At 70.6% G+C, this 23,179-nt stretch carries 20 protein-coding genes and 1 pseudogene; 5 read left to right on the top strand and 16 right to left on the bottom strand.

Features of this window, described 5'->3' with window-relative positions:
- Window positions 1-18 precede the first annotated feature (18 nt).
- From AB0N06_RS18740 to AB0N06_RS18750, 3 genes are all read right to left on the bottom strand, one after another.
- Window positions 19-1,878 carry a PQQ-binding-like beta-propeller repeat protein gene (locus tag AB0N06_RS18740; RefSeq protein WP_366135780.1) on the bottom strand — a complete coding sequence of 620 codons (1,860 nt, stop codon included), beginning with the start codon at window positions 1,876-1,878 and terminating at the stop codon, window positions 19-21.
- 440 nt (window positions 1,879-2,318) lie between these two features.
- A complete protein-coding gene (locus AB0N06_RS18745; protein WP_366135781.1) occupies window positions 2,319-3,995 on the bottom strand; it encodes a PQQ-binding-like beta-propeller repeat protein in 1,677 nt (558 codons plus the stop codon).
- Window positions 3,996-4,085: 90 nt separating this feature from the next.
- Complete coding sequence (locus tag AB0N06_RS18750) at window positions 4,086-5,906, bottom strand: ABC-F family ATP-binding cassette domain-containing protein (RefSeq protein WP_366135782.1); 1,821 nt, start codon at window positions 5,904-5,906, stop codon at window positions 4,086-4,088.
- 218 nt (window positions 5,907-6,124) lie between these two features.
- Between AB0N06_RS18750 and AB0N06_RS18755 the strand changes: the two genes are divergently transcribed.
- On the top strand, window positions 6,125-6,766 hold the full coding sequence (locus AB0N06_RS18755) for a lipoprotein (protein WP_366135783.1): 642 nt from the start codon (window positions 6,125-6,127) through the stop codon (window positions 6,764-6,766).
- A gap of 48 nt (window positions 6,767-6,814) precedes the next feature.
- Here AB0N06_RS18755 and AB0N06_RS18760 read toward each other — a convergent pair whose 3' ends face one another.
- The 6 genes and pseudogenes from AB0N06_RS18760 to rsmI all read right to left on the bottom strand — a co-directional run bounded on the left by AB0N06_RS18760 (window position 6,815) and on the right by rsmI (window position 11,108).
- Window positions 6,815-7,708, bottom strand: a complete 894-nt coding sequence (locus AB0N06_RS18760) for a 4-(cytidine 5'-diphospho)-2-C-methyl-D-erythritol kinase (protein WP_366135785.1) — start codon at window positions 7,706-7,708, stop codon at window positions 6,815-6,817.
- Window positions 7,705-8,607, bottom strand: coding sequence for a 16S rRNA (adenine(1518)-N(6)/adenine(1519)-N(6))-dimethyltransferase RsmA (gene rsmA / locus AB0N06_RS18765; RefSeq protein WP_366135786.1), 903 nt, complete (start codon window positions 8,605-8,607; stop codon window positions 7,705-7,707). Before rsmA ends, AB0N06_RS18760 begins: the two co-directional genes overlap by 4 nt.
- Window positions 8,604-8,699: pseudogene (locus AB0N06_RS18770) on the bottom strand (transglycosylase); the annotation flags it as partial. The gene rsmA and the pseudogene AB0N06_RS18770, both read right to left, overlap by 4 nt.
- A gap of 64 nt (window positions 8,700-8,763) precedes the next feature.
- On the bottom strand, window positions 8,764-9,630 hold the full coding sequence (locus tag AB0N06_RS18775) for a TatD family hydrolase (protein ID WP_366135787.1): 867 nt from the start codon (window positions 9,628-9,630) through the stop codon (window positions 8,764-8,766).
- Window positions 9,631-9,671: 41 nt separating this feature from the next.
- Entirely contained in the window at window positions 9,672-10,055 is a 384-nt protein-coding gene (locus AB0N06_RS18780; RefSeq protein ID WP_366135788.1) for a hypothetical protein, read from the bottom strand.
- 159 nt (window positions 10,056-10,214) lie between these two features.
- Window positions 10,215-11,108, bottom strand: a complete 894-nt coding sequence (gene rsmI / locus AB0N06_RS18785; protein ID WP_366135789.1) for a 16S rRNA (cytidine(1402)-2'-O)-methyltransferase — start codon at window positions 11,106-11,108, stop codon at window positions 10,215-10,217.
- 53 nt (window positions 11,109-11,161) lie between these two features.
- Here rsmI and AB0N06_RS18790 point away from each other — a divergent pair, with 53 nt between their 5' ends.
- The 3 genes from AB0N06_RS18790 to AB0N06_RS18800 all read left to right on the top strand — a co-directional run bounded on the left by AB0N06_RS18790 (window position 11,162) and on the right by AB0N06_RS18800 (window position 15,294).
- Window positions 11,162-12,940 carry a phospholipid carrier-dependent glycosyltransferase gene (locus tag AB0N06_RS18790; protein ID WP_366135790.1) on the top strand — a complete coding sequence of 593 codons (1,779 nt, stop codon included), beginning with the start codon at window positions 11,162-11,164 and terminating at the stop codon, window positions 12,938-12,940.
- Between the two features lie 133 nt (window positions 12,941-13,073).
- On the top strand, window positions 13,074-14,711 hold the full coding sequence (locus tag AB0N06_RS18795) for a penicillin-binding transpeptidase domain-containing protein (protein WP_366135791.1): 1,638 nt from the start codon (window positions 13,074-13,076) through the stop codon (window positions 14,709-14,711).
- 64 nt (window positions 14,712-14,775) lie between these two features.
- Window positions 14,776-15,294, top strand: coding sequence for a YbaK/EbsC family protein (locus tag AB0N06_RS18800; protein ID WP_366135792.1), 519 nt, complete (start codon window positions 14,776-14,778; stop codon window positions 15,292-15,294).
- Between the two features lie 211 nt (window positions 15,295-15,505).
- Here AB0N06_RS18800 and AB0N06_RS18805 read toward each other — a convergent pair whose 3' ends face one another.
- From AB0N06_RS18805 to AB0N06_RS18830, 6 genes are all read right to left on the bottom strand, one after another.
- Window positions 15,506-16,300: an SDR family NAD(P)-dependent oxidoreductase gene (locus AB0N06_RS18805; protein WP_366135793.1), complete on the bottom strand. Its 795-nt coding sequence runs from the start codon at window positions 16,298-16,300 to the stop codon at window positions 15,506-15,508.
- On the bottom strand, window positions 16,297-17,460 hold the full coding sequence (locus tag AB0N06_RS18810; RefSeq protein ID WP_366135811.1) for a serine hydrolase domain-containing protein: 1,164 nt from the start codon (window positions 17,458-17,460) through the stop codon (window positions 16,297-16,299). Before AB0N06_RS18810 ends, AB0N06_RS18805 begins: the two co-directional genes overlap by 4 nt.
- 72 nt (window positions 17,461-17,532) lie before the next feature.
- On the bottom strand, window positions 17,533-17,658 hold the full coding sequence (locus AB0N06_RS18815; RefSeq protein ID WP_366135794.1) for a hypothetical protein: 126 nt from the start codon (window positions 17,656-17,658) through the stop codon (window positions 17,533-17,535).
- The gene (locus AB0N06_RS18820; protein WP_366135795.1) at window positions 17,655-18,431 is read right to left on the bottom strand and encodes an ABC transporter ATP-binding protein; all 777 of its coding nucleotides are present in this window, start codon (window positions 18,429-18,431) and stop codon (window positions 17,655-17,657) included. Before AB0N06_RS18820 ends, AB0N06_RS18815 begins: the two co-directional genes overlap by 4 nt.
- Window positions 18,419-19,180, bottom strand: coding sequence for a cobalt ECF transporter T component CbiQ (gene cbiQ, locus AB0N06_RS18825; RefSeq protein WP_366135796.1), 762 nt, complete (start codon window positions 19,178-19,180; stop codon window positions 18,419-18,421). The genes AB0N06_RS18820 and cbiQ overlap by 13 nt, the downstream gene beginning before the upstream one ends.
- Window positions 19,180-20,235 (bottom strand): energy-coupling factor ABC transporter permease, encoded by a 1,056-nt coding sequence (locus AB0N06_RS18830; RefSeq protein ID WP_366135797.1) that lies wholly within the window; start codon window positions 20,233-20,235, stop codon window positions 19,180-19,182. The genes cbiQ and AB0N06_RS18830 overlap by 1 nt, the downstream gene beginning before the upstream one ends.
- A gap of 196 nt (window positions 20,236-20,431) precedes the next feature.
- Between AB0N06_RS18830 and AB0N06_RS18835 the strand changes: the two genes are divergently transcribed.
- Window positions 20,432-20,785 carry an SsgA family sporulation/cell division regulator gene (locus tag AB0N06_RS18835; protein WP_358857586.1) on the top strand — a complete coding sequence of 118 codons (354 nt, stop codon included), beginning with the start codon at window positions 20,432-20,434 and terminating at the stop codon, window positions 20,783-20,785.
- 142 nt (window positions 20,786-20,927) lie between these two features.
- Here the strand turns inward: AB0N06_RS18835 and AB0N06_RS18840 are convergent, their stop codons facing one another.
- A complete protein-coding gene (locus AB0N06_RS18840; RefSeq protein ID WP_366135798.1) occupies window positions 20,928-23,144 on the bottom strand; it encodes an MMPL family transporter in 2,217 nt (738 codons plus the stop codon).
- Between the last annotated feature and the right edge of the window lie 35 nt (window positions 23,145-23,179).

The raw sequence follows: 23,179 nt of genomic DNA on the forward strand, positions 1-23,179 counted from the left end.
GGGTGCCTGCGTGAGCCGTCACTTGCCGAAGGCCATCATGGTCTTCGTCTCCAGCTCTTCCTTGTCGTTGGCCGCGCTGACCCGCCCGCTCGCGATGAAGGAACGGCCGTCCGCGTACACAATCTTCGGGTCGTAGAACGAGCTCTCGATCTGGGACGTCGACGCCGGGTGCTGCAGCAACACCTGTGGGGTACCACCGGTCGGCGCCAGGGTGGCGATTCCGCCACCCTTGTTGTACGAGGCCTCCAGGTAGAGCAGCACGTTGCCGCCCTCCATCCGCAGCGGCGTCATCATCCGCTCGGCCGGGGCCGCGGCCTTCCACTTGGGCTTGCCGGTGTTCAGGTCGAACGCCACGACCTTGTTCGTACGGGCGGTGCCGCTGGAGTCGGCCGTGGTCGCCATGTAGAAGGTGTTGGCGTCGGCGGCGACGCCGACACAGCCTTCCAGCGACTTACCGAAAACAGCGAACGCGCTGCCGCAGTCCGGCGCGAACTTGTCACCCTTGTCGCCGACCAGCTGGGAACGGAGCGTGCCGTTCTCCTTGATGGCGAGGATGCTCCACTTCTTCTTCTCGCTCTGGGTCAGCGAGACGACGAGCGGGCTCACCGAGTAGACCCGGTCGACCTCCCAGCCCACGGCGGGGCGGTACGTCCACTTGGGCTTGCCGGTGACCGGGTCGAGCTCCTGGATCTGGTTCTGGGGCTTGTCGATGTCGGCGGTGCGGCAGCTGGAGGCGGCGATCAGCTTCGTGCCGCCGGCGAAGGCGTACGGCTGGCAGTTACCCGACTGCTTGCCGAACAGCTCCTTGCCGTCGCTGACGCGGTAGGCGTTGGAGTTGCCGGTGCGTCCGACGGTCACGGTGTCACCGCTGATGGCGAGGGAGATGTCCGACATCATGTCCCAGATGCCGTTCTGCTTGATCGGCTTCTTCCAGCCGGCCTTGCCGGTGTTGAGGTCGATCATCTGCAGGTCCGCGCAGTCGGCCTTGTCGGTCGTGCCGTTCTTGACCCCGATGACGATCTTGCCGTCCGTGGTGGCCCGGGCGGGCGCGGCGCACAGGTCCGCGGGCAGCTTCAGCGTCCACTTCTGCTTGCCGTCGGCGGCGGAGTAGCCGGATATCGCCCGGTACATGCCCTTGATGACGGTGTCGCCGACGACCCACGGACCGTACACGTCGGAGCCGTTGCGCGGCAGGTCGACGTCGTTCTTCTGCAACCAGAGGACCTTCGCCTCGCCTGCCTTGCGCCCGGCGTTGAGGTCGTCGCCGGCGTCGCGGCCGTCGCCGTTGCCGTTGCCCTCGTTGACGGAGGGCGAGGCGCTCGCCTTCTGGTCGTCGGCGCTCCCGTGCGCGACGGGCTTCTTGTCGTCGTCACCGCCGCTGGTGGCGAGGAACACGCCACCGCCGATGACCAGCAGCGCCGCGACCGCGGCACCGATGATCACTGCGGGCTTGCCCTTGAAGGGGTTGCCGCCGCCGGGACCCGCCGGGCCGCCGGGGACCGGGGCGCCGGGGTACTGCTGCTGCGGGTAGCCGTAACCGGGCTGCGGCGGCTGACCGTAGGGTCCGGGCTGCTGGCCGTACGGGCCCGGCTGCTGGCCGTACGGGCCGGGCTGCTGGCCGTAGGGGCCCGGCTGCTGGGTGTACGGGCCCGGCTGGCTGTACGGGCCGGGCTGCTGCGGGTGGCCGTAGCCGGGTGCCTGGCCGGGCTCCTGGCCCGATGCCTGCGGAACGCCGTAACCCGGCTGGGCAGAAGGCGCAGCGGGCGGCGCGGCCGGCATCTGCGGCGGCTGCGCGGGCGCCTGAGGACTCCCCTGCGGCGGCTCCTGCGGAGCGCCGAAGCCTCCCTGCGGCGGTTGCTGGCTGGGCGGCTGGGTCATCAGCACGTCCCCCTTCGTGCGGTCCGGTGCCCGTTCCGGTCTCCCCCGCGATTCCGCAGGGCTGAATTCCCTTCGGAAAGGAGCGAATCGGGCATGGTTCCCGCGGCGTCACGACAGTCGAGCGGGGCTTCTTTGTACCACCCGCACGGGTTCGAACATCGGGTCGGTTCATCCCCTGTTCCCAAGGGAGAACCGCCTCGTGATGCCGCCGTTACGCAGGCGGAGCGCGCCCCGGACGACTGCGCCCGGTGCGCCGCACCGGGCGCCGCTCGATGTGCGGGTGCCAACTCTTCGCACACTGCCATCACTTCGGACAGCGCGGAGTCCGGCATGCCCAGGACCGTCGCGCATCGCCGAGTATCGCCAGGAACTCGGACGGGCCGTCAGGATCGCCGGAATCCGTGACAAACCATCAGGGTCCGCGTGGACCTCGTGGACCGTCAGGGACCGAAGACCATGATGGTCTTCACCTTCTTCTCCTCCTCGTCGTCGTCCGCGCTGACGCGTGTGCTCACCAGGATGGAGCGGCCGCCGGCATAGACCAGCCTCGCCGCATCGAAGGTGCTCTCGACCTTGGACGCCGACGCCGGATGCCGCAGCAGCATCGTCGGGGCGCCGCCCGTCGGTGCGAGGGTGGCGACGGCCCCGCCCTTCCGGTACGTGCCCTCCACCCGGACGATCACGTTCCGGCCGTCCATCCGCAGCGGCTGCATGACCTGCCCGGCCGGGGCGGCGGCCCTCCACTTGGCCTTGCCGGTGTTCAGGTCGAACGCGACGATTTTGTTGGTGAGAGCGGAGTCCACGGTCACGGGCTTGGTCGCCAGGTAGAACGTGTCGCCGTCGGCCGCGACGCCGGCGCAGCCGTCGAGGTTCCTGCCGCTCACCACGAGGTCCGCGTCGCAGGTGACGGCGTAGTTCTCGTTCTTGCCGCCGACCATCTGGGAGCGGTACGTGCCGTTGTCCCGCAGCGTGACGATGGCCCACGCCCCGCTCTCGCCCACGCCCTTCTTCAGCGAGATCACCGGGGGGCTCGTCGAGTAGACCTGTTGGACCCGCCAGCCGGTCTTGACCCGGTACGTCCACTTCGGCTCACCGGTGGCCGGGTCGATCCCCTCGACCCGCTCCTTGTCCTGGGTGTCGGCGTCGGTGCGGCAGTTGGTCGCGGCAATCAGCCGGGGACCGCTGGTGAACGCGAACGGCTGGCAGAGGCCCTCCCGCTTGCCGAACACCTCCGTGCCGTCACTGACCCGGTATCCCGACGAGTTACCGGCCCGCCCGAAGGTGACCAGGTCTCCACTGATGCCCATGGCGACGTCCGAGAGCAGGTCGACGACGCCCTTGCGCTCGACCGTCTTCTTCCAGCCCGCCTTGCCGGTGGTGAGGTCGATCATCTGCAGCACGGCACAGTCCGCGTCCGACGCCGTGCTGTCCTTGAGGGCGACGACCGTCTTGCCGTCGGTGGTGGGCAGCGTCGGCGCGGCGCACAGCGGGGCGGGAAGGTCCAGCTTCCACTTCCGGGTGCCGTCGGCGGTGGAGTAGCCGGAGACCGTGCGGTACATGCCCTTGGCGAGGGTGTCCCCGGTCAGCCAGGGACCGTACGCGTCGGCGCCGAGCCGCGGTACGTCGATGCCGTTGTCCCGCATCCAGAGGACCTTGGCCTCGCCCGGCTTGCGCCCGGCGTTGAGCTTGCCGACCGGTGCGGAGGTGTCGACGGCGTCGGCCTCCTCGGCGGGCGGGGCAGGCTGCGAGGCGCCGGGCGGCTCGGGGTCGGCGCTGCCGTGTGCGACGGGCTTGCCGCCGTCGTCACCCCCGCGGACGGCGAACCAGACGCCGCCCCCGGCCACCAGGACCACGGCGACCACCGCGGCGACGAGTGCGGTGCGGCGGCGCCGGGAGGGGGTGCGCCCTCCCGGTCCGCCGGCCTGCGGACCGGCGGGGTACGGCGGTTGCTGAGGGACGTACCCGTATCCGTACGGACCGGGCTGGGGCTGCGTCGGAGGCGGGGCCTGCGGGCCGTACCCCTGGGTCGGCCGCATGGGTTCCACCGGCTCGAACGGAGCCCCGAACTCCCCCTGCGGCGGCGGCTGCTGTGGCTGCGGGCCGGGCGGCCAGGTCATCGGGACGTCCCCCTTGGTGCGGTCGAACAGGCCTCCTTTGTACCACCCGTATCGAACACACCATCAGCACCACCGGCCGCCGAGCAGCTGTCAGGCGTCCTCGGCAAGCTCCAGCCAGCGCATCTCCAACTCGTCGCGCTCCGCCACCAGTTCCCGCAGCTCCGCGTCCAGTTTCGCCACCTTCTCGAAGTCCGTGGCGTTGTCGGCGATCTGTGCGTGCAGGGTCGTCTCCCTGCTCGACATCTTGTCGAGTTGCCGCTCGATCTTCTGCAGTTCCTTCTTCGCCGCCCGCGCCGCCTGTGCGGACACCGCCGGGGCCACCGCCCCGCCGGACTCCTTCACCGCCGGGGCAGCCGGGGCGGACGAGGACGCCTCCGCCATCCGCTCCCTGCGCTCGATGTACTCGTCGATGCCGCGCGGCAGCATCCGGAGCGTGGCGTCACCGAGCAACGCCATCACCCGGTCCGTGGTCCGCTCGATGAAGAACCGGTCGTGGGAGATCACGATCATCGACCCGGGCCAGCCGTCGAGGAGGTCCTCCAGCTGGGTCAGGGTCTCGATGTCGAGGTCGTTGGTGGGCTCGTCGAGGAAGAGGACGTTCGGCTCGTCCATCAGCAGGCGCAGGATCTGCAGCCGGCGCCGCTCACCGCCGGACAGGTCGGCGACGGGGGTCCACTGCTTCTCCTTCGAGAAGCCGAACTGCTCGCAAAGCTGCCCCGCGGTCATCTCCCGGCCCTTGCCGAGGTCGACCCGGTCGCGCACCTGCTGCACGGCTTCCAGCACCCGCAGGTTCGGGTTGAGCTCGGCGACCTCCTGGGAGAGGTAGGCGAGCTTGACGGTCTTGCCGACGACGATCTTCCCGGCCGCCGGCTGTGCGTCGCCCTGGGTGCGGGCCGCCTCGGCGAGCGCCCGCAGCAGCGAGGTCTTGCCCGCGCCGTTGACGCCGACCAGGCCGATCCGGTCGCCCGGACCGAGCTGCCAGGTGAGGTGGGTGAGCAGCGTCTTGGGTCCGGCCTGGACGGTCACGTCCTCCAGGTCGAAGACCGTCTTGCCCAGCCGGGCGTTGGCGAACTTCATCAGCTCGCTGGTATCGCGCGGCGGCGGCACATCGGCGATCAGCTCGTTGGCCGCCTCGATGCGGTAGCGCGGCTTCGAGGTACGGGCGGGGGCTCCGCGCCGCAGCCAGGCCAGCTCCTTGCGCATCAGGTTCTGCCGCTTGGACTCCTCGGTCGCGGCGATCCGCTCGCGCTCGGCGCGGGCGAAGACGTAGTCGCTGTATCCGCCCTCGTACTCGTGGACGGTGCCGCGCTGGACGTCCCACATGCGCGTACAGACCTGGTCGAGGAACCACCGGTCGTGGGTGACGCAGACGAGCGCCGAGCGTCGGTTCTGAAGATGCCGGGCCAGCCAGGAGATGCCCTCGACGTCGAGGTGGTTGGTCGGCTCGTCGAGGACGATCAGGTCCTGTTCGGCGATGAGCAGCTTGGCGAGCGCGATCCGGCGCCGCTCGCCGCCGGAGAGCGGGGCGATGACGGTGTCCAGGCCATGCTCGAAGCCGGGCAGGTCGAGCCCGCCGAAGAGTCCGGTCAGCACGTCACGGACCTTGGCGCTGCCCGCCCACTCGTGGTCGGCGAGATCGCGGATGATCTCGTGGCGGATGGTCGCCTTCGGGTCGAGCGAATCGTGCTGGGTGAGGACACCGAGGCGCAGGCCGCCGCTGTGGGTGACGCGGCCGGTGTCCGCCTCCTCCAGCTTGGCGAGCATCCGGATGAGGGTCGTCTTGCCGTCGCCGTTGCGGCCGACGACACCGATCCGGTCCCCCTCGGACACACCGAGGGACACACCGTCGAGCAGGGCACGGGTGCCGTACACCTTGCTGACCTGCTCGACATTGACCAGATTGACGGCCATTTCACTCCTGACTGGGGGATCGATCGACCTCCCAGGGTAATCGCCACGCGGGTGGGTGACGGCCTCGCCCACGACGGGGAGTGGATCGGCGAGCGGCGTCATGCGGCTTCGACGACAACGCCGCACACGCAGCCGCAGGGCATCGGGAGCCCGCTCTCTATCGTGGAGCAGGCCGTTGCCGTGCGGCGATCGGTCAAGGGCGGGGACAGGGGACTTCCATGGTGCGCAATTCGGTACGGGGCACGGTCACGGCCGTGCTGGCGGTGGCGTCGGTGGCGGTGACCGGCTGCACGTCGTCCGCCCCGGACGACGGCGGGAACGGCGAGAGGACGGCACCGAAGCCGAGGACTGCGGCGAAGAGCGCGGTGAAGGGCGGCAGTATCGGAGGCCCCGGTTCCGCCTGCGCCCTGCCCGTCATCTTCGACCTCGCGGCCTCCTGGAAGCCGACGGCCGTCCAGGCCGCCGAGGACGACGCACTGAGCGAACTGGCCGAGCAGGGCCCGGTCACACTCGTCTGCGAGATCGACGCGAAGCCCGCCGGGAACATCGGCTTTCTGCGGGTGTGGACGGGGGACCGTACCGGCAGCACCCCGCGCCAGGTCCTGAAGGCGTTCCTGGCCGCCGATCCGAACGCCGGCCGGGCCACGTACACCGATCTGAAGGCCGGCTCCCTGACCGCGGCCGAGGTCGGCTACACCGTCAGCAGCGAGCTCTTGGACGAGCCCAAGAAGGAGCAGGCCTTCGCCGTCTCCACCCCGAGCGGACCGGTCGTGGTGCACCTCGGCGGGCTGGACTCCCAGGAGCAACAGGAGATGCTCCCGGCGTACGAGCTGGCGAAGAAGAGCGTGCGGCTCGGCTGAGCCGGGCCCCGGCCGGGACGAGCGCGACCCGGCCGGCGGCGCCCGCGGTCAGAGCACCGTGGCGCCCGGCGCCGGGGACACTGCGACGCGCGCGGTCCGGCAGGTCCCCGACGTCAGCAGCGCGTCCGCGACCTTCCGCGCCGACTCGGCGTCTGCCACCAGGAACGCGGTGGTCGGTCCGGAGCCCGAGACCAGGGCGGCCAGGGCGCCCGCCCCGGTGCCCGCGGCGAGCGTGTCGGCGAGCGAGGGCCGCAGGGACAGCGCGGCGGGCTGCAGGTCGTTGGAGAGCGCACCGGCGAGCGCGTGGGTGTCGCCGGTGCGCAGAGCGTCGAGGAGCGCCGGGGAGGCCGCCGGTGCGGGGACGTCGGTGTCCGCGGTGAGCCGGTCGAACTCGCCGTAGACGGCCGGGGTGGAGAGCCCTCCGTCGGCGACCGCGAAGACCCAGTGGAAGGTGCCGCCGACGTCGATCGTGGTCAGTTGTTCACCGCGGCCGATCCCGAGGGCGGCGCCGCCGACCAGGGAGAACGGCACGTCGCTGCCGAGTTCCGCGCAGATGGCGAGCAGCTCGTCCCGGGTGGCGCCGGTGGACCAGAGGGCGTCGCAGGCGAGCAGCGCTGCCGCACCGTCGGCGCTGCCGCCCGCCATGCCGCCCGCGACGGGGATGTCCTTGGCGATGTGGATGTGCACGTGGGGCGCGATGCCGTGGCGCTCGGCGAGCGCGATCGCGGCGCGGGCTGCGAGGTTGGAGGCGTCCAGCGGGACCTGGGCGGCGTCCGGGCCCGAGCAGGTGATCGTCAGCTCGTCGGCGGGGGTGACGGTCACCTCGTCGTACAGGCCGACGGCGAGGAAGACGTTGGCCAGGTCATGGAAACCGTCGGGGCGCGCGGCACCTACCGCAAGCTGGACGTTGACCTTGGCGGGGACGCGGACGGTGACGCTCACTCGTTGCTCCCGGCGGACTGATCCTCATCGGTCTTCAGGGCGGGCTTGTTCTCGGCGATGGCCGCGAACTCCTCGATCGTCAGCGCTTCGCCCCGGGCCTGCGGCGAGATCCCGGCCGCGACCAGGGCCGCCTCGGCGGCGGGCGCGGAACCCGCCCAGCCGGCCAGGGCAGCCCGGAGCGTCTTGCGGCGCTGAGCGAACGCCGCGTCGACGACGGCGAAGACCTCGGCCCGGCTCGCGGTCGTCGTGATCGGCTCGGTGCGCCGGACCAGCGAGACCAGACCGGAGTCGACGTTGGGGGCCGGCCAGAAGACGGTGCGGCCGATGGCCCCGGCCCGCTTGACGTCCGCGTACCAGTTGGCCTTCACCGAGGGCACGCCGTAGACCTTGTTGCCCGGCCGGGCGGCCAGCCGGTCGGCGACCTCGGCCTGCACCATGACCAGGGTCCGCTCGATGGTCGGGAACCGCTCCAGCATCGTCAGCAGGACCGGCACGGCGACGTTGTACGGCAGGTTGGCGACGAGGGCGGTGGGCGCCGGGCCCGGCAGCTCCGTGACCAGCATCGCGTCGGAGTGGACGAGCGAGAACCGGTCGGCGCGGCCCGGCATCCGGGCCGCGACCGTGGCGGGCAGCGCCGCCGCGAGCACGTCGTCGATCTCGACGGCGACGACCCGGTCCGCCGCCTCCAGCAGCGCCAGGGTCAGCGAACCCAGCCCCGGCCCGACTTCCACCACCACGTCGTCCGGGCGGACCTCCGCGGTCCGTACGATCCTGCGGACCGTATTGGCGTCGATGACGAAGTTCTGACCGCGCTGCTTCGTGGGGCGTACGCCCAGCTTCGCGGCCAGGTCGCGGATGTCTGCGGGCCCCAGGAGGGCGTCGGGCTCTGTGCTGCTCACCCGGTAAGCCTACGGCCGCAGTGCGGCCACGGGCTCGCCCCCCGTTGCACGTAGAGCTTCTTCGCCCGGAACGTCTGCTCGGACGCCGGTGCGGACGCCCGCGAGCTTCCGTCCCTTTCCAAAGCGGCGCGACTGCACACCGTCACCGCGCGATGCTCAGTAATCGAAAGCGCGAGCCGTGTTCTCGTTGATCGCCGACGCCAGGGTGTCCTCGTCGACGCCCTTCACCTCCGCCATGGCACGGAGCGTGACGGGAATGAGATACGGCGCGTTCGGGCGTCCGCGGAACGGGGCGGGGGTGAGGAACGGCGCGTCCGTCTCCACCAGGACCAGCTCGACCGGCGCCACGGACAGCGCGTCCCGCAGTGGCTGGGCGTTCTTGAACGTCACATTGCCCGCGAACGACATGAAATACCCGGCGTCCGCGCAGATCCGGGCCATCTCGGCGTCACCGGAGTAGCAGTGGAACACGGTCCGCTCGGGGGCGCCCGCGTCGGCGAGGACGCGCAGCACATCGGCGTGCGCCTCTCGGTCGTGGATGACGAGCGCCTTGCCGTGCCGTTTGGCGATCTCGATGTGGGCCCGGAAGGATTCCTCCTGGGCTGCCATGCCCTCGGGACCCGTGCGGAAGTAATCGAGCCCTGTCTCACCGACGCCGCGGACCTGGTCGAGGGCGGCCAACCGGTCGATCTCGGCGAGCGCCTCGTCGAGTGCCGCCTTCCCGCCGGGTTCGCGGCCACCCTGCCGCGACCAGCCTTCCGGGTCCCCGTGCACGATGCGCGGCGCCTCGTTGGGGTGGAGCGCCACCGCCGCGTACACACTCGGGTGCGCGGCGGCGGTCTCGGCGGCCCAGCGCGAGCCCTTCACGTCGCAGCCCACCTGGATCACGGTGGTGACGTTCACCGCCGCGGCCCTGGCCAGGCCCTCCTCGACGGTGGCGTCCTGCATATCCAGATGGGTGTGCGAATCAGCGACCGGTACCCGAAGGGGTTCGGGCAGCGGCGGGGCGTCCTTGGAGCTCATAGGGCGATCCTATGAGAGCCCGGTGTCACCGGGCCCGGACCTCACTTGGACCGACGCTGCCGCGCGCGAAACATATGTACGAAACGCCACTCGCGCGGAGGGCGCTCCGACGCGCTCTCCGAGGCGGGTATGGGCCCGGCGGTGGCGCCGGTCGGGGTCGCGAAGTTCAGGCGTCGCAGCGTTTCCGCGATGGAGGAGACCTGCCCGGCGCGCATGATGCGGACTTTGTGCCCGTCGCAGTTGAGGCAGGTGAGCCGGGTCAGCGGTGAGGGAACGAGCTGCCCCTGCACGCGGTACACGACGAAGGGCTGACCGCGGCCGTCCGTGTGGTGCTCGATGTCGTAGACCTGTTCCCAACCGTGTCCGCAACCCATGCAGGCGAAGGCATACGCCTCATGCACGGTGGTTGCTGCGATGTCGCTCATGCCTGCTCCTCTTGTCCGTCGGACAAGCACTCCGGAGAATGCGTCCCTGATTCAGTGGACGCCTTTACCGACGGGAGCGCACCAGGTCCTGTCGAGTGTTGGAGCGGTCTTGGCCCTCTCGTGGAAAAAGTGGCCGGTGCGCGGCTCGCGCTTTGCTTTTCACGATAGCCCTTTGCCGTCTGCTGGGCCGGTCCGAGCCGCATTCTTTGCCGCGACGACCGCATCGAAAACCTCGCGTTTGGGCAGCCCGGCAGCCGCGGCGACGGCGGCGATCGCCTCCTTGCGCCGCTCCCCCGCCTCCTCGCGCACCTGCACCCTGCGTACCAGCTCGGCAGCGTCCAGTTCCTCCACGGATTCCGCGGCGCCCTCGACGACCACGGTGATCTCGCCGCGTACGCCTTCGGCCGCCCAGACCGCGAGATCGCCCAGCGGGCCGCGCTTCACTTCCTCGTACGTCTTGGTGAGCTCCCGGCACACGGCGGCCCGGCGGTCGCTGCCGAACACCTCGGCCATCGCGGCGAGGGTGTCGTCGAGCCGGTGCGGGGCCTCGAAGAAGACCATGGTGCGGCGCTCGTCGGCGACCTCTCGGAGCCGGCCGAGCCGTTCGCCGGCCTTGCGCGGCAGGAAGCCCTCGAAGCAGAACCGGTCGACGGGCAGCCCGGACAGGGCGAGTGCGGTGAGCACGGCGGACGGGCCGGGGACCGCGGTGACCTTGATGTCCTTCTCCACGGCGGCGGCGACCAGTCGGTAGCCGGGGTCGGAGACCGACGGCATCCCGGCGTCCGTGACCAGCAGCACCCGGGCGCCGCCCATCAGCGCCTCGACGAGTTCGGGCGTACGGGCCGACTCGTTGCCCTCGAAGTAGGAGACGACACGCCCTGTGGTGTGGATGCCGAGCGCCTGCGTCAGACGGCGCAGCCGACGGGTGTCCTCCGCGGCGACGACATCGGCCGTCTCCAGTTCGGCGGCAAGCCGTGGCGGGGCGTCCGCCACATCGCCGATGGGGGTCCCTGCGAGTACCAGCGTTCCAGTCGTTCCAGTCACATCAGCCATCCTCCCAGCACGGGCGACAGCAGTCGCACAGATGCGTTCCCTACGATGGCGCGGTGACGAGTACTGCGCCCGATGCCCAGCAGGGTCAAGACGCCGGGAACCAGCACGGTGAAGAGCTGTCGCCCTGGCAGCAGCGACTGCGCCGCTTCGGCCATGCGCCCCGGTCCGTGATCGGGCTGCGTGAACGGCTGGTCCCGCCGTACACCCGGCCGGGACAGCAGCTCTGGGCCGTGCTGGGGGTGTCCCCGCCGACGGCCGACCGGCTGGTGCGGTGGTCGGCCTGGGGCGGGCCACTGCTGGTGGCGCTGGTTGCCGGGGTGCTGCGGTTCTGGCATCTGGGCAGCCCGAAGGCGGTGATATTCGATGAGACGTACTACGCCAAGGACGCCTGGGCCCTGATCAATCAGGGGTACGAGGGGTCCTGGCCGAAGGACGTCGACAAGTCGATTCTGGCCGACCCGTCGCTGGTGCCGGTGCCGACGGATCCCGGTTATGTGGTGCATCCGCCGGTCGGCAAGTGGATCATCGGGTTCGGTGAGCAGCTCTTCGGGTTCACGCCGTTCGGCTGGCGGTTCATGGTGGCGGTGCTCGGCACGCTGTCGGTGCTGATGCTGTGCCGGATCGGGCGGCGGCTGTTCCGGTCGACGTTTCTGGGATGTCTGGCGGGCGCGCTGCTCGCCGTCGACGGGCTGCACTTCGTGATGAGCCGCACGGCGCTGCTCGACCTGGTGCTGATGTTCTTCGTGCTGGGGGCGTTCGGCTGCCTGCTGATCGACCGGGACTGGGCGCGGCGCAGGCTGGCTGCGGCGCTGCCGGTCGACGCGGAGGGCGTGCTGCGCCCGGATGCTCACGTCGCGGAAACGCTGCGGCTGGGGTGGCGGCCGTGGCGGATCGCCGCGGGGGTCTCGCTGGGCCTGGCGTCCGGCACGAAGTGGAACGGGCTGTACTTCCTGGTCGCGTTCGGCCTGATGACGGTGTTGTGGGATGTCGGCGCCCGCCGGACGGCTGGTGCGGTCCGCCCGTACCAGGCGGTGATCAAGCGCGATCTGCTGCCGGCGTTCGTCTCGACGGTGCCGGTCGCGCTCCTGACGTACCTCGCGTCCTGGACCGGCTGGATCATCAGGAACGACCCCAAGCACCACGGCTACTACCGGGACTGGGCGACGACCGACGGAGCGGGCGGCCACTGGACCTGGCTGCCGGACTGGCTGCGCAGCCTGTGGCACTACGAGTACCAGGTCTACGAGTTCCACGTGAACCTGACCTCGGGGCACACGTACCAGTCGAACCCCTGGAGCTGGATCGTCCTGGGCCGTCCCGTCTCGTACTTCTACGAGGAGCAGAACGGCTGCCCGGGTTCGGCCACCGGCAAGTGCGCCCGCGAGGTCCTGGCGATCGGCACACCGCTGCTGTGGTGGGCCGCGTGCTTCGCACTGCTGTACGCGCTGTGGCGCTGGTTCTTCCGCCGCGACTGGCGGGCGGGCGCGATCGTGTGCGGGGTGGCGGCGGGCTGGCTGCCCTGGTTCCACTACCAGGAACGGACGATCTTCCTCTTCTACGCGGTCGTCTTCGTGCCGTTCCTCTGTCTCGCGGTGGCGATGATGATCGGCGCGATGATCGGCCCGGCGGCGGGCACCGGGACCAAGCGGGAACTGGGTCTGGTGTCCGGCGACCCGTCCGGTGAGCTGCGCCGGACCTTGGGGACCGTCGCGGCCGGCGTACTGGTTCTGCTGATTGTCTGGAATTTCATCTACTTCTGGCCGCTGTATACGGGAACGCCCATTCCAGAGAATTCCTGGCGCAACCGCATGTGGCTGGATACCTGGATTTGACCGGCCTGTTCATCCCCTTGTGGATCGCGTTCCGATAACAACAGCCCCCGGTATCACCCCCGTCCCGTAAAGTGCCCACAAGCGCTCTCTTGAACCTGTTCAAGAGAGCCTCCTGGGGAGGGGGAGTACACAGATGCGCAGTGGAGCGAAGGTCGCTGTCATCGGCGGAGTGTTCGTGCTGGTGGTCGGCGGCGTGGGGTACGGGGCGTACAACGTCCTCGACGGGTTCGGCGGCAGCGGGGACGGCGGTACGGACGGACGCTCCACCTCCGCCGAGGTGAAGACCGGGCCGCCGAGCAAGGCGGAGATCAGTGAGACGTCGAAGGAGTTCTTCAAGGCCTGGGCGGCCGGCCAGGCGTCCGACGCGTCCCGGCTCACCAACAACGCCGTCGAGGCCGAACCGGCCCTCAGCGGCTACAGCGCCATGGCCCACGTCACCGAGGCCGTGATCACCCCGGGCCCGGCGACCGGCTCGAAGGTTCCGTTCACCGTGAAGGCGACGGTGAGCTTCGAGGGGAAGTCCAAGCCCTGGTCGTACTCCTCGGAGCTGACCGTCGTGCGCGGCCTGACCACCGGCCGGGCGCTGATCGACTGGAAGCCGTCCGTGATCCATCCGGACCTGGCGGACGGCGAAACGCTGAAGACCGGCGAGGCGTCGGCCCCGTCCATCGAGGCGCTCGACCACAACGGCCGGGTGCTGACGAAGGAGAAGTACCCGTCGCTGGGGCCGATCCTGGACACGCTGCGCGAGAAGTACGGCGAGAAGGCCGGCGGCACCGCGGGTATCGAGACCTGGATCGAGTCGACGGACGAGAACACCCCGGACAAGACGCTGCTGACGCTGTCCAAGGGGAAGCCCGGCAAGCTGCAGACCACACTGGACGCCCATGTCCAGGCGGCGGCCGAGAAGGCGGTCAAGCAGTACACCCGGGCCTCGGTGGTCGCCGTCCGGCCGTCCACCGGCTCGATCCGCGCAGTCGCGAACAACCCGGCGACCGGCTTCAACGCGGCCATGCTCGGCAAGCAGGCACCCGGTTCGACGATGAAGATCGTGACCGCGTCGATGCTGATCGAGAAGGGACTCGCCGCCGCGAACCAGAAGATCGAGTGCCCGAAGACCGTGATGTACCAGGGCCGCACGTTCCAGAACCTGGACGGGTTCTCCATCCCGGACGGCACCCTCACCACCAGCTTCGCCCGGTCGTGCAACACCGCCTTCATCAAACTCATCGACGACACCAAGGACGACGCCGCACTGGCCAAGGAGGCGCGGGACGTCTTCGGTATCGGCCTCGACTGGAAGACCGGCGTCGCGTCCTTCGACGGCAGCGTGCCCGAGGGCGCCGGCGGTGAGGCCGCCGCGCAGTACATCGGCCAGGGCACCATCCAGATGAACGCACTGACCATGGCGTCGATCACCGCCACCGCGAAGAACGGCACCTTCCGGCAGCCGGTCCTCGTACCGCAGGACCTGGACGGCCGCCGGCTCGCCGCCGCGTCCCGCTCGCTGCCCGGGTCGGTCTCGCAGCAGGTGACCAACATGATGCGGCAGACCGCGAGCTGGGGCACCGGAAGGGCGGCGATGGCCTCGGTCGGCGGCGACAAGGGAGCGAAGACCGGTTCGGCGGAGGTCGACGGACAGGCCACGTCCAACAGCTGGTTCACCGGCTTCAGCAACGATCTCGCGGCCGCGGCGGTCGTCCAGTCCGGCGGCCACGGCGGCGACGCGGCGGGGCCGGTGGTGGCCCAGGTACTGCGCGCGGGGCCGTGACACGCTCCCCCGGTGTCCGAAACCGGATCGCGTGCCGCGCTGAGCGGCCGCTAGCGTGCGGGGCATGAGTACTCCCGACGCGACCGCGCCCGTGACCGAAGCCACCGTTTCGGCCGCACACCCCCGATTCGCCGAGGCCCTGCGCGAGCTGGGTCTCGACGTCGAGATCCGCCGCTTCCCGGACGCCACCCGTACCGCCGCCGAGGCCGCCGCGGCCATCGGCTGCGAGCTCAGCGCCATCGTCAAGTCCCTGATCTTCGAGGCCGACGGGGCTCCCGTGCTGGTCCTGATGGACGGCTCCTCGCGGGTCGACGTGGAGCTCGTACGGCGGGAGCTGGGCGCCGGGAAGGTCAAGCGCGCCGGGGCCGATCTGGTCCGGGAGACCACCGGCTACGCGATCGGCGGTGTGCCGCCCTTCGGCCACCGCACGAAGACCCGGGTGCTGGCCGACCGCGGGCTGCTCGACCACGACGTGGTGTGGGCTGCGGCGGGCACCCCGCACACCGTCTTCCCGCTCGACCCCAAGGCAGTCATCAGGCACGCCGGCGGCACCGTGGTGGACGTGCGCGAGCAGCCCAGGTGACGCCGCTGGTCGCATGCGCGGTCCTGATCGCGGCGATCACACACGCCGGCTGGACCGGCGGCCTCCGGAGAAGCACCGGCGCGGACAGCAGGCGCCGGCGCCGGTGCAACCCGCTGGTCCGCCCGACGGCCTCAGACCGACCGGCAATTGGGGGGGCGGCGTCACGGGGCTGGGGCACGCACCTTCACCCACCCCCCATTGCCGGTCGGCCTCAGTCCTGCGCGATCGCCCTCTGGAAGCCCGCGTTCACGGCGAGCAGCCCGCCGTCCACCCGCAGCGTCGTCCCGGTGATCCAGGCAGCGTCGCGGGAGGCGAGGAAGGCGACCGCCGCCGCGACGTCGTCCGGTTCGCCGACCCTGCCGAGGGGGTAGAGCGGACTCACCCGGTCCAGTACGTCGGCGCGGTCCGCCCACGCGTCCGTGCGGATCGTGCCGGGGGCCACGAGGTTGACGCGGACCCCGCGCGGGCCGGCGTGGCCGGCGAGCGTACGGGTCAGGCTGCCCAGGCCCGCCTTGGCGGCGCTGTAGGCGTGGTTACCGAAGTCCTGCTCCCCGTTGACGGAGCCGATGTTGACGATCGCGCCCCTGCCCGACGCCACCAGGTGCGGCAGAGCCGCCCGTGAACAGCGGTACGGGCCGGTGAGCGTGACGTCCAGATCGCCCTGCCAGACGTCGTCGGGCTCGTCCTCGAAGAGCGGGGTGTCGGGGGTGCAGCGGTACGCGTTGTTGACCAGCACGTCGAGCGTGCCGAACGCCTCGACCGTACGGGCCACCGCTGCCTCGACCGCCGCGCGGTCGCCCACGTCACAGGGCAGCGCCTCGGCGGTGGCGCCCGTCTTCCGTATCGCCGCCGCCGTGTGCTCGGCGCGGTCACCGTCCAGATCGGTCACCAGGACGCGTGCGCCCTCGGAGGCCAGCCGACGGGCCGTGGCAGCGCCGATGCCCTGTCCCGCGCCCGTGATGAATACGCCGTATCCGTCGAACCTGGAATCACCGGTAGGAGTCATAGCGCCGACCGTACTGCTCTGACCAGGGCCTGGGCACGGGGATCGGCGGTGACTCCCTTCTGCAGACCGTTCGTCACATAGCCGAGCGAGATGCCCGATTCGGGGTCGGCGAAGCCGAGCGAGCCGCCGCGGCCCGGGTGGCCGAAGGAGCCGCGGGCGAGGAGCGGGGCGGCCGGGCCGTGCAGCATGTAGCCGAGCCCGAAGCGGGTGTTCACGACGAGCACCCGGTCCGGGCCCGCGGACTCCTCGGTGCGGGCGAGGGTGAGCGTGGCCGGGGCGAAGAGCCGGTGACCGTCGACCGGGCCGATCATCGCGGCGTACGCGCGGGCCAGCGCGCGGGCGGTCGCGATGCCGTTGGAGGCGGGTAGTTCGGCCGCCCGGTAGCGGGCGTCGTTCTCGTCGGGGAACGGGTCGATGGCACCGAACGCGCGGCGGGTCAGCGACTCGGAATCGCGGTAGGCGTCCACGACCGACCGCTTGGGGCGCATCCGCAGCGCCCCGCCGTTTCCGTCGAGGACGGGCGGCTCGACCGGTCCGATCCGGCCCACCCGGTGCGCCTCTTCCGCCGGGAGCCCGAACCAGAAGTCGAGGCCGAGCGGGCGGGCGATCTCCTCGGCGATCCAGCGGCCCACGGTTCGCCCGGTGACCCGTCGCACCAGTTCGCCGATCAGCCAGCTGTACGTCTGTGCGTGGTAGCCGTGTGCGGTACCGGGCTCCCACTGCGGGCGCTGCGCGGCGACGGCGTGCGCCCCGGAGCTCCCGTCGGCGGCCTCCTGGGGCGTCAGCGGCCGGTCGAGGGCGGGGACTCCCGCACGGTGGGCGAGGAGGTGCCGCACGAGGACGCGCTCCTTGCCGGCCGCCTTGAACTCCGGCCAGTACGTGCCGACCGGGGCGTCGAGGTCCACCTGTCCGCGCTGGTGCAACAGCAGCGGTACGGCCGCGGCGATGCCCTTGCCCGCGGAGCGGACGATCTGCACCGTGTCGACCGCCCACGGTTCGACACCGTCGACGTCTCTCGTGCCGGCCCACAGGTCGACGACCTTGCGTCCGTCCCGGTAGACGGCGACCGCCGCCCCCCGCTCCCCCCGCTGCTCGAAGTTACGGATGAAGGCGTCCCTGACCGGCTCGAATCCGGTCGCCACCGTGCCCCGTACGTCCACGCCTGCTCCTGCGCTCCCGCTCATCCCCCCATGGTGCATCGCTGCGCAGGTGAGCTGTACCGCGGGTGCCCCTCAGCTCAGCACGATCGGGACGTCGATGGTGCCGCGGGCGGCGTCGGGTGCGGGCAGACCTGGTGCGCACTGCTGTTCGTCGAGCAGCGGCGAGGCCACGGGATGACCGGTGTCGCCGTCGGTCACGCGCCCATGGTCACGGAGCGCGGGTCGAACCCGAAGGGCAGCTCCAGCCGGTGAGCACGCATCAACTCCTCGTCGCAGAGCAGGTCCTGAGTACGGTTGTCGGCCGCGATGGCGCCTTCGCTGAGGATGACGGAGCGCGGGCAGAGCTCCAGGGCGTACGGCAGGTCGTGCGTGACCATCAGCACGGTGACGTCCAACGACCGCAGGATGTCGGCGAGTTCGCGCCTCGATGCGGGGTCCAGGTTGGACGAGGGCTCGTCCAGGACGAGGATTTCCGGCCGCATGGCGAGCACGGTGGCAACGGCGACGCGACGGCGCTGACCGAACGACAGATGGTGCGGGGGGCGGTTCGCGTACCCCTCCATGCCGACCTGTTCGAGTGCCTCGGTGACCCGCTCCTCCAGTTCGGCGCCGCGCAGCCCGGACGCGGCGGGCCCGAAGGCGACGTCCTCGCGGACGGTCGGCATGAAGAGCTGGTCGTCGGGGTCCTGGAAGACGATGCCGACGCGGCGACGGATCTCCGCGAGATGGCGCTTCTCCACCGGAAGACCGGCGACCCGGACGGTGCCCGCGCCCGCGTCGAGGATGCCGTTGAGGTGGAGGACGAGCGTGGTCTTGCCGGCGCCGTTCGGGCCGAGCAGGGCGACGCGTTCGCCGCGGGCGACGGTCAGGTCGACGCCGAAGAGCGCCTGGTGACCATCGGGGTAGGCGTAGGCGAGGCCACTGACCTCAAGGGACGGCACGGTGCTGCTGGAGGGGCTCATAGGGTCCATCCCAGCAGACAGACCGCGAGGGCGAGCACGGGGAGTGCCGAGGCGTACGCCCACTGCGCACCGGACGCCGTCACCTCGTCGATGACCGGCATCGAGCCGGTGTAGCCGCGGCTGACCATCGCGAGGTGGACGCGTTCGCCGCGCTCGTAGGAACGGATGAAGAGCGCGCCCGCCGACTTGGCGAGGACGCCCCACTGCCGTACCCCGCGCGCCTCGAAGCCGCGGGAGCGGCGGGCGATCGACATCCGCCGCATCTCGCCGGTGATCACATCCCCGTACCGGATCATGAAGGAGGCGATCTGGACAAGCATCGGCGGCAGCTTGAGCCGCTGCAGACCGAGCAGCAGGGAGCGCAGCTCGGTGGTGGACGCGAGGATCACCGAGGCGGCGACGCCGAGGGTGCCCTTGGCGAGGACGTTCCAGGCGCCCCAGAGACCGGGGACACTGACGGAGACGCCGAGGAGCTCCGTCTGCTCGCCCGGCACCACGAACGGCATCAGCACGGCGAACGCGACGAACGGCACCTCGATGACCAGCCGCTTGAGCAGGAACCCGGCGGGGATCCGGGCCACCGCCGCGACCCCGGCGAGCAGCGCGGCGTACAGCGCGAACGCCCAGACCGCCTCGCGCGGCGTCAGGACGACGACCAGCACGAAGCTGAACACAGCGGCGAGCTTGCAGTGCGGGGGCAGGTCATGGACCGGCGAGTGCCCGTGCCGGTAGAGCTTGTGCGCGTGGCCGGCGCCCATCAGACGGCTTCCTTGGCGCGGATGTCGGCGGGTGCGTCCGGCGTACGGCGGCGGCGGACGGCCCAGAAGACCCCGCTGCCGACCACGATCGTGGCGCCGACCCCGATCACCCCGGCGAGACCGCCGGAGAGCCGCGCGTCGGAGACGTCCTTGACGCCGTAGTCGGCGAGCGGTGAGTCCTTGGCCGCGTGCTCCGCCACCTTCTTGTCGATGCCCTTGTCGGCGGCGACCTTCTCCAGGCCGTCCGGGTTGGCGGAGGCGTAGAAGGAGACGAAGCCCGCCAGCACGAGGGCGGTGACCAGGCCGGTGGCCCAGAGCCCGCGCGTGGAGCGGGCGGCGGCCGGCGCGACGGACTGCCGGGCGGGGGCGTCGACGAGCTCGCCGTCGATCCGGAGCTTGAGCGGGGAGGTGAGACCGCGGGCGCCGTGGACCAGATCGGGGCGGACGGCGAGGACGGCTCCGACGGTCAGCGCGGTGATCACGGCCTCGCCGATGCCGATCAGGATGTGCACGCCGACCATCGCGGTGAGGACCTTGCCGATCGGGATGTCGGTGGTGCCACCGATCCAGTAGATCAGCGTGAAGACGCAGGCCGCGGCCGGCACGGAGATCAGTGCGGCGACGAATGCGGCGGCGGTCGTGGAACGGCGGGTGCGCGGCAGGACGGCGGCGAGACCACGGAAGAGGGCGTACGAGACGACGGTGGTGGTGACGCCCATGACGGTGATGTTCACACCGAGCGCGGTGAGCCCGCCGTCCGCGAAGAGGATGCCCTGCATGAGCAGCACGACGGATATACAGAGCACCCCGGTGTACGGCCCGACCAGGATCGCGGCGAGCGCCCCGCCCAGCAGATGCCCACTGGTACCGGCCGCGACCGGAAAGTTCAGCATCTGCACGGCGAAGATGAACGCGGCGACGAGCCCCGCGAGCGGCGCGGTGCGTTCATCCAGTTCGCGGCGGGCGCCCCGCAGACTGACCGCCACGGCGCCCGCGGCGACCACACCGGCGGCGGCGGAGACGGGGGCGTTGATGAATCCGTCGGGTACATGCATGGGGAGGCTCCGCTTCCTGCATTCCTGCACTGCTGCGCGGGGTCATGAACTTCTCAATGATAGGGCCTTGTTGCAAATGGATCGCAAGAGCGCACCCTCAACAAGTACCTGACTTCCCCATCGTGCCCTTTGGCTGAAATATGCGACATTAGATATCAACCATTCATAAACATTCGGTAACAGGAGGATTCGGCCCATGCCCCCCGTGATCGAAGAACAGGCCGAAGCCCGGCTCATCACCGAGGCGACCGACACCTTCTCCGTCCCCGTCGACCTGCGGTACGACGCGGCCGTCGACCCGCGCACGGTGCATCTCACCTTCCCCGGCGGCACCGACTGGGCCTTCGGCCGAGACCTGCTGGAGGACGGGCTGCACTCGCCGACCGGGCACGGCGCGATACGGATCTGGCCGTGCGGACGGGCGCAGCTGGTCGTGGAGCGGCACTCGCCGGACGGCGTCGAGGTGGTGCAGTTCGACAACGCGCCGCTGATCCGCTTCCTGGACCGCACCCACGGCGAGAGCAGGAAGTCCGAGACCACACCGGCGTGACCCTGACGGAGTGACGGCATGGATGAGCCCCCGTGCCGCTCGCACGGGGGCTCATCACCGCTCCGGCCGCCCGTCTCCACAGGTAACCGGCGCATTCCGGGGCCGCGTTCCGCTCAGGCGCGGCCCTCGGGGCTCGTACGGATCAGACGTGCGTCAGCTCACGCTCGCCCTGCGCGTCTTCGCTCGACGTCTCGCCGAGCTGCTTGCGCAGCTTCTCGCCCTCCACGTCGACATTGGGCAGCAGCCGGTCCAGCCAGCGCGGCAGCCACCAGGCGCGCTTGCCGAGCAAGGCAAGGACCGCGGGCACGATCGCCATCCGGACGACGAACGCGTCGAAGAAGACGGCGATGGCGAGCGAGAAGCCGATCATCTTGATCATCGTCTCGCTGGAGCCGATGAACCCGGAGAAGACCGCCATCATGATCACGGCCGCGGCGGTGACGACGCGGGCGCCGTGCTGGAAGCCGGTGACGATCGCCTGCGGGGCCTTCTCCCCGTGGACATACGCCTCGCGCATCCGGGTGACGAGGAAGACCTCGTAGTCCATGGCGAGACCGAAGACCACACCCACCATGAAGATCGGCATCATGGACATGATCGGACCGGTCTGTTCGACGCCGAAGAGCGAACCCAGCCAGCCCCACTGGAAGACCGCGACGACCGCACCCAGGGCCGCGACGACCGAGAGCAGGAAGCCGAGAGCCGCCTTCAGCGGCACCAGCACCGAGCGGAAGACCAGCATCAGCAGCAGGAACGCCAGGCCGACGACGAGCGCCAGATACGGCAGCAGCGCGTCGTTCATCTTCTGCGAGAAGTCGATGTTCATCGCTGTGGATCCGGTGACCAGGACCTCGGCGCCGGTGTCGGACTTGATGTCCGTGCCCGCGTCACGGATGGCGTGAACCACGTTCTCCGTCTCGGCGGAGCTCGGCCGGTCCTTCGGGATCACGGTGATCATGGCGGTGTCGCCGGCCTTGTTGAAGTGCGCCGGGGTGACCGCGACGACGTGCGCAATGCCGGAGATCTTGTCGGAGACCTGCTTGACCGCGGCCTTGCCGTCCGAGCTGTTCGCCGTGTCCACGACGACCATCAGCGGCCCGTTGAAGCCGGGGCCGAAGCCGTCGGAGAGCAGGTCGTAGGCGCGGCGCTGGGTGCTGCTGGTGGGCTGGGAGCCGTCGTCGGGCAGGCCCATCTCCAGCGAGGCGGCCGGTACGGCGATGGCCCCGAGGCCGAGGACTCCGACCAGCAGCACCCAGACCGGCTTGCGCAGGACGAACCGCGCCCACCGGGTACCCATGTTCGGCTTCGCCTCGGGCAGACTCGAAGCCTCGGCGGCCTTGCGCGCCTTGCGTCCCATGACCCGCTTGCCCGCGAAGCCCATCACCGCCGGGACGAGGGTGAGCGCGATCAGGACGGCGATCGCGACCGTGCCGGCCGCGGCGAAGCCCATCTTCGACAGCATCGGGATGTTGACGACGGCCAGGCCGACCAGGGCGATGACGACGGTGAGACCGGCGAAGACGACCGCGGAACCGGCCGTGCCGACCGCCCGCCCCGCCGCTTCCTCGCGCTCGCGGCCCTCGGCCAGCTCGGCGCGGTAGCGGGAGACGATGAAGAGCGCGTAGTCGATGCCGACCGCGAGGCCGATCATCATCGCGAGGGTGGAGGTGGTGGAGCCCAGGTCGAGCACGTTGGCCAGGGCCGTGATCGTCGAGACGCCGATGCCGACGCCGATGAGCGCGGTGAGCAGCGGCAGACCCGCCGCGACGAGCGAGCCGAAGGTGATGACCAGAACCACTGCGGCGATCGCCACACCGATGATCTCGGTGGCCCCGGTCTCCGGCATCACCTGGAGGGCGTCGCCGCCGATCTCCACGGTCATCCCGCTCTTCTGCGCCGCGTGGCCCGCGTCCTCCAGGGCGCTCCGGGTCGCATCGGTCAGCGCCATCGAGTTGACCTTGTAGGACACGGAGACGTACGCCGTGGAGCCGTCCTTGCTGACGGCGTTGCCGGTGTACGGGTCGGTGACCGAGGCGATCTGGTCCGAACCCGACTTCAGCTCGTCCGCGATCCTGTTGACCTCGGCCTTGTTCGCCGGGTCCGTCATCTTCTGGCCGTCGCCGGCCTTGAAGACGACCCGCGCGGTCGCGCCGTCGGCTCTGGAGTCGGGGAAACGCTGTTCAAGCAGGTCGAAGGCCTTCTGAGCCTCCGTACCCGGAATGGAGAAGGAGCTGGAGGTGGCGGTGGACGCGGAGGCGGCGCCGAACCCGGCGAGCGCCAGCAGTGCCACCCAGACAAGGGCGACGTAGCGGCGGCGCCGGAAGGCGAACCGTCCGAGCTTGTAGAGGAATGTGGCCACGGAGGTGTACTCCCGGTCAGGTCGTGTGGGTGGAA

It is taken from the genome of Streptomyces sp. NPDC051020 (assembly GCF_040683105.1).
Classification (GTDB): Bacteria; Actinomycetota; Actinomycetes; order Streptomycetales; family Streptomycetaceae; genus Streptomyces.